This is a genomic window from Acidiphilium iwatense, from assembly GCF_021556475.1.
Taxonomy (GTDB): domain Bacteria; phylum Pseudomonadota; class Alphaproteobacteria; order Acetobacterales; family Acetobacteraceae; genus Acidiphilium; species Acidiphilium iwatense.
The window spans coordinates 1-6253 of sequence record NZ_JAKGBZ010000087.1 but is presented as its reverse complement, the minus strand read 5'-3'; the positions used below and the strand labels follow the sequence as shown (position 1 = coordinate 6253).

At 67.8% G+C, this 6253-nt stretch carries 5 protein-coding genes; 1 reads left to right on the top strand and 4 read right to left on the bottom strand.

All coding sequences use genetic code 11. The annotated features are described in order from the left end of the window. The first annotated feature begins 185 nt into the window (after window positions 1-185). Window positions 186-2279, top strand: coding sequence for a ComEC/Rec2 family competence protein (locus L2A60_RS19525; protein ID WP_235706135.1), 2094 nt, complete (start codon window positions 186-188; stop codon window positions 2277-2279). Here L2A60_RS19525 and L2A60_RS19520 read toward each other — a convergent pair. Genes L2A60_RS19520 through L2A60_RS19505 form a run of 4 tightly spaced genes read right to left on the bottom strand, consistent with a single transcriptional unit; the run spans window position 2185 to window position 6111 of the window. Further along, window positions 2185-3168, bottom strand: a complete 984-nt coding sequence (locus L2A60_RS19520) for a glycosyltransferase family 2 protein (RefSeq protein WP_235706134.1) — start codon at window positions 3166-3168, stop codon at window positions 2185-2187. The genes L2A60_RS19525 and L2A60_RS19520 overlap by 95 nt on opposite strands. Then, window positions 3165-4133, bottom strand: a complete 969-nt coding sequence (locus L2A60_RS19515; RefSeq protein WP_235706133.1) for a glycosyltransferase — start codon at window positions 4131-4133, stop codon at window positions 3165-3167. Before L2A60_RS19515 ends, L2A60_RS19520 begins: the two co-directional genes overlap by 4 nt. After that, window positions 4123-5595, bottom strand: coding sequence for an exopolysaccharide biosynthesis polyprenyl glycosylphosphotransferase (locus L2A60_RS19510; RefSeq protein WP_235706132.1), 1473 nt, complete (start codon window positions 5593-5595; stop codon window positions 4123-4125). The genes L2A60_RS19515 and L2A60_RS19510 overlap by 11 nt, the downstream gene beginning before the upstream one ends. A 54-nt stretch (window positions 5596-5649) precedes the next feature. Further along, complete coding sequence (locus L2A60_RS19505; RefSeq protein WP_235706131.1) at window positions 5650-6111, bottom strand: GtrA family protein; 462 nt, start codon at window positions 6109-6111, stop codon at window positions 5650-5652. Between the last annotated feature and the right edge of the window lie 142 nt (window positions 6112-6253).

The window sequence follows — 6253 nt, the reverse complement described above, 5'->3', positions numbered from 1 at the left end:
CGCCGCATGGGAGCGCACCCGCAATAGGGATCACGTCAAGGCCAACTGGCACTTCACCACCGCAAACGCCCGCATCAAACTGAAGCGGCTATACCCCGCACTATGAGCGACTCGGGGTACTAGTTTTCGCTTTGCCGTTGTGTTGCGGGCGAGTAGGGTGTTGCAATCACAGGTTGAGGTTTCTCGTGGATGCAGGCCCGATTGTCACGTTTCGCGCGGCGCCCTTCGCCGAACGCCTGGCGGCGAGCTGGCACGCGCTGCTCGGCGCGGAGCGCGGAAGGCTGTTCCTGTTCCTGCCGGTGGCGATGGGCGCCGGGATTCTCATTTATTTCGATCTGACGCGCGAACCGTCTCATACCCTGACGATCGGCGTCGTTATCGCCGCATTCACCTGTTTCGCCATCGCCTGGCGCTGGAGGGTGCCGCGAGCCGTCGCGGCGCTGTTCCTGGCCGCGACGATCGGTTTCGGCCGTGCTCAATGGCGGGCGGCATCGCTTCCGCCGCTGATGAACGTGCCGTATCACGCGGTGACGATCGCCGGCCGCGTCGCCTCGGTCGATCTGTTGCCGACCGGGCGGCGCATCCGCATCGCCCATCCGACCCTGAATGGCGGCGTTCCGCAGGCAAGGGCGGTTCGGGTGAAGCTGCATCGCGGCGATGCCACGCCGGTCGAATCGGGCGACACAATTCGGGTGCGTGCGCTGCTGTTTGCCCCGTCGCGCCCCGCTTATCCGGGCGGCTGGAATTTCGGGCGCGACCAGTATTTCGCCGGGCTGGGCGCGGTGGGATTTGCGCTCTCGAAGCTCGACGTTACGGCCCGTGCGGCACCCGGCTGGCGCGGCGCGCTGCGGCGTTTGCGCGAGGTGATCGCGGCGCGCGTGCTGGCGGATTTGCCGATCGAAACCGGTTCGGTCGCGGCGACCCTGCTCACCGGTTTTGAGCAGAGCATTCCACCCGCCGAACGGCAGGATTTCGTCACCGCAGGGCTCGCGCATCTGCTCGCCGTGGCCGGTCTGCATATCGGCATCGTGATGGCGACGCTGTTCGCATTGACGCGCTTTCTTGTTGGGTTTTCCGAATTTCTGCTCCTGCGCGTGCCGGCGAAGATCATCGCCTCGATCGTGGCGTTTCTGGGCGGCGTGATCTATGCGGCACTGACGGGTTTTCACGTACCGATCCTGCGCAGCCTGGCGATGGCGGTGCTGGTGCTCGCCGGCATCATCGCCGGGCGGCGTGCTCTGTCGCTGCGCGGGCTGGCGCTGGCGGCGCTGGCGCTGATGCTGATCGAGCCGGATGCGGTGCCGGGGCCGAGTTTTCAGATGAGTTTTTCCGCCGTGCTCGCCTTGATCGCCGGCTACGAGGCGGTGGGACGGCGATTTTCGGTCGGCGGTGACACATGGCACGCGCGGTTGCTGCGCCATGTCGCGGCACTCGGCTTCACCTCGCTGCTCGCGGGCGGTGCCTCGATGCCGTTTGCCGCCTATCATTTCCAGCAGATCGAGCCGTATTACGTGCTCGCCAACCTCGCCGCGGTGCCGCTGACCGCGCTGATCGTGCTGCCGCTCGGCATGGCCGCGCTGGTGCTGATGCCGTTTCATCTGGAACGGATCGCTCTGGTGCCGATGGGCTGGAGCATTGGCCTCATTCTGGACGTTGCCCGCTTCGTCGATGGCCTGCCGCACGCGCTGATCGAGATCCGCCCGATTCCCGGCATGGCTGTCGCTCTCATCGCGCTCGGGTTGGCGGCGCTCGGATTGCTGCGGTCGCGGCTGCGTTTTGTGGGATTGGTGTCGATCGCGGCCGGGTTGATCGCAGCAGCGCTGACCCGATCGCCGGATGTGCTGGTCTCGCCGAAAGCCAATCTGATCGGTGTACGTGTTGGCGGCGTGGTGCGCATCGTCGAGGCGGGGCGGGTGGACCATTTCACCCTGAGCCAATGGCGGCCGGTCTGGGCCGGTGAGCGGGTACGCGCGGGTCGTGCCCGCGCGGTTTGCGATAACGGGCGTTGTGGTTTCGATCATGGCCGCGTGCTGTATCTCGCTGATCGCGCGGCGGCGCGGGACGGCTGCGGCGATGCGCGGGTCGTGGTGTCGCCGCGCCCGCTGCGCGGCGCATGCCGCAAACCGGGGCGCGTGATCGTCGATCGGTTCGGCGTGTGGCGCGACGGCGCGATCGCGTTGCGGTTCAGGGGGGCGCGAATCGCGGTGAGCACCGACCGGATAGTGCAGGGTGCGCGACCGTGGGTACCGGCATGGCCGCCCCGCTGGCATCGGCGCTAACCTTCAAGTTGCCGTCTCGCCGGCGCGTGCGGGCAAGGCGCACGGCTTCCGCGATGGCCGCGATCGTCGCCGTCAATCGCCCGGCACGCAGTCCGCGCGCGAGATAGAGGCAAGTGCGCGGAATCATGCCGATCACGCCGCGCCGGTCATGGGCGATCAGCAGCCGGTTGCGCACGAAATAGCGCCAGCGTTCGCCGTGCCATTCCACCCGCGCCTCGGGCGAGACAGCATGGATCACCGCGAGATCGCCGTGATGTTCGATGCGCCAGCCGGCGCCGATTGCACGGCGCGAGAATTCATATTCTTCCCAGCAGAAAAACAACGACGCGTCATAGCCGTCGAGTGTTTCGAAGCAGTGCCGCGACAGCGCGTGGCCGCAGCCGACGAAGGTTTTTGCCGCGAAGACCGCCTCCGCGCGGGGGAGTAAAATTTTCGGATAGCCCCAGCTTGTCGCATCCAGCGATACGCCGTCGGCGGCGAGAATCCGAAACCCGATGGCAGCGAGCGACGAATCTGCGGCAAGGCGCGCGGCGGCGCTTGCGGCGACGCGCGGCCCGGCAAACACCGCGTCATTGTCAAGCCCGATGATCGCGCGTCCCCGTCCCAAAGACGTCGCGAGGTTGCGCCCGCCGGGCACGCCGAGATTCGCCTCGATCGCGTAGAGCGAAACCCGGTCGAGCGCCACGACCGTCCCGATCAGCGCCGCGCGCATCTCGGGGGGCGAGTCCTGATCCAGCACGATGACATGGTGATCGCAGCCGATCTGCGCCGAGGCCGATCGGATCGCCGCGATGGTTTCGACGGTACGATGATGGCTGAGAATAACGATATCCGCATCGTAGTCATGCTCCGGCGGCGGCGAGCCCGCCAGCAGAACCGGCGCGGTCATTCCCCGAAGGCCGGAATCGTCAGATAGGCAAGGCGTTTCGCCTGTTTGCGTCCGCGTGCGACCGAATCGAGGATCAGCCCGCAGACGAAGGCGGAGAACGCGACCAGTTCGATCCCGGTGGCGAGCACCGCCGTCGGCAGGCGCGGCACCAGCCCGGTCGCGAGATAGGTCATCACCACCGGGGCGGCGAGCGCCAGTCCCGCAAACGCCAGCACGAAGCCGATCGCGCCGAAAAACGCCAGCGGTTTCTGATCGCGCAGGAGCGTCAGGATCATGCGCCCGATGCGCAACCCATCCGCCCAGGTATTCAGCTTCGATTCCGATCCCGCGCGGCGCGGGCGATACGGCAGCTTGCGCTCCGCGATCGGCAGGTCGAGTTCGAGGGCATGGACCGTCAGTTCCGTCTCGATCTCGAAGCCGCGCGCCAGCACCGGGAAGGATTTGACGAAGCGGCGCGAGAACACCCGGTAGCCGGACAGCAGATCACTCACCCGGTCGCCGAACAAGGCCCGCACCAGCGCGGTGATCGCGCGGTTGCCGAGGCGGTGAAAACTCCGATAGGCGGCGTCATTTTCGGCGATCCGCGCGGCGACGATCATGTCGAGCCGTTCGGCGCGCATCCGCTCGATCAGCGCGGGTGCTGCCGAGGCATCATAGGTGCCGTCGCCATCGACCAGCACATAGAAATCCGCCTCGATATCGGCGAAAGCGCGACGCACCACGTGGCCCTTACCGCGCAGCGCCTCGCGGTGCAGCTCGGCGCCGCTGGCCTCGGCACGGGCGGCGGTCGCGTCGGTCGAGCGGTTGTCGAACACCACGATCCGCGCGTCCGGCAGGGCGGTCTGGAAATCGGCCACCACGCCGGCGATCGTGGCGACCTCGTTGTGGCAGGGGATGATGACCGCGATGCGCGGTCGCAGTGAAACAAGACCGATCCGCCGTTCGGCCCGCGCGTCAATATGCATTGCGGCCGCCGAGCACCGCCGGCACCGTTCGCAGCAAGATCGCGAGGTCGAGCCAGGGCGACCAGTGCTCGATATAGTCGAGATCGGCGGCGACGCGCGCGGCGATCATCTCGGGCCGCTCGGTGGGGCCGCGCAACCCGCGCACCTGGGCGAGGCCGGTCAGCCCCGGCTTGACCCGGTGACGTACGCCGTAGAACGCGATCGCCGCCTCAAAGGTGAACGAGCCCGTGCTGGTTTGCGGCGCATGGGGCCGTGGCCCGACCAGCGACATCTCGCCGCGCAGCACGTTGAAAATCTGCGGCAGTTCATCGAGCGACAGGCGGCGCAGCATCACACCAAGCCTCGTGACGCGCGGATCGCCGCGCCGCGCCTGGAGAATGGCGCCCTTCGACGCGGCGGCGCGCATGGTGCGGAATTTGAGTACGGTGAAGGGCGTGCCATCGAGCCCGATCCGGCGCTGGCGGAACAGCACCGGGCCGGTCGCGCGGAGCGCGATCGCGATCAGCGCCATTATCGGAGCGAGGAGGGCCAGCAGCAGCGACCCCAGAACGAGGTCGGCCAGCCGTTTATATAGCGTCGCCAAAGGCGGGATCGGCCGATCCAATACCGTGACCATGCGCAGGCTTTGGCCGGTCGCGACGCCGCCGGCGCCGATTTCGGCAACCGCGTCGAAGGCGAGACGCACCCGCACCGGCTGATCGGCGAGCCGGGCGAGCAGCGCGTCGATTTTAGCGCGCGCGGCTTCATCGTCGGTCCGGCGGGTGAATACCACGATGTCGTCGATCCGCCCGGCGCGGATCATCGCCTCGAATGTCGCGACATCGGCGATCAGGCGCAGCCCCGCCGCCTGCGGCGTGCCCCAGGCGAACAGATAACCCAGCCGATACCCGGCCAGCCGGTCGAGCCGATCGCGCAGGCTTCGGTCGCAGGGACCGGTGGTCACCAGGGCGGCGGTGCCGCGCGGTCCGTCGCGCCGCCACCAGGCGGCGATCGCCAGGCGTTCGCCGAGCACCAGAATCGCTGCCAGGCCGAAGCCGGTCGCCGCCCAGCCGATCGAGCCGGCGAGCGGCGGGGTTGCGGGCGCGGCGCGGATCAGCGCGAAGCGTAGCAGCAAGGCCGCGTGTGCCACGATCAGGGCGCGCAGGATCGGCCACGCGTGATCGAGCGGCGCGCGCGCGGGCGCGATGCCGTAGAGCCCGCACAGCAGCATCGCCACGACGGTCGCGGTCGCGAAGCCGATCCAGTTGCCAAGCCCCTGCGCAAGGGTCGGCGCCGGTCCGGCGATCAGGCTGGCGAGGCGGGGCGCGGCGAGCCCGGCGGCGAGATCGGCGATCGCCAGCAGAGGAACGCCATGCAGTGCCGCGAACGGGGCTTTGCGGCGAGCCGTGCCGGTGCGCCGGCTCGGCGCGCGCGGTTTCTGGATCAGATCGAGGCCCGGCGTCAGCATCGCGGTCTGGGGCATGGCGTTTCGGTTCCACCTTGGGCTTGCGGAATGCAACCCAAGGTTTAATCGTTGTTAACCGAAAACAACGCGCCGGGAAAGCAGAAAATTGACCAGAAACCCTGTCGCGGCGCCGGCCGCCACGGCCAGGACCGGATAATGCCGGGGCAGGACGAATGCCGCGATCAACGCCGAATACGCGCCACGGTTGAGCATAAACCCGAACAGGTTCACCGCGAGGAAGCGCATCCATTGCGTATGGGCGGCGCGATGCGCGCGGCCGCGGAACGTCCACACCCGGTTGAGCGCCCAGTTCGCACTCGCCGCCACGAAATACGCGACCATGCCGGCGGCATACAGGCCGATCCAGGGGTTGAGGGCATAGACCACCGCGACGTCGAGGGAGAAGCCGAAGGCGCCGACCAGGCCGAAACGCAGGAATTCACCGCCGGCGGCGCGGTGGCGCTGTGGCAGGCGGGCGGTGACCAGTTCGATCGGCGAGGGCAGGATCGGCATCGGCGGGAGGGTTACCAGCACATTCCGCTGGTGCAAACGCCCGATTCCGAGGCTGACCGCATATTCGTAAAAATTTATTCGTTGGCGGGGCGGCATAATGGCGCGCTTCCCTTGACCAAATCCCGCGCTGGCCACCATCATGCGGGCAACATAAGGAGGACCC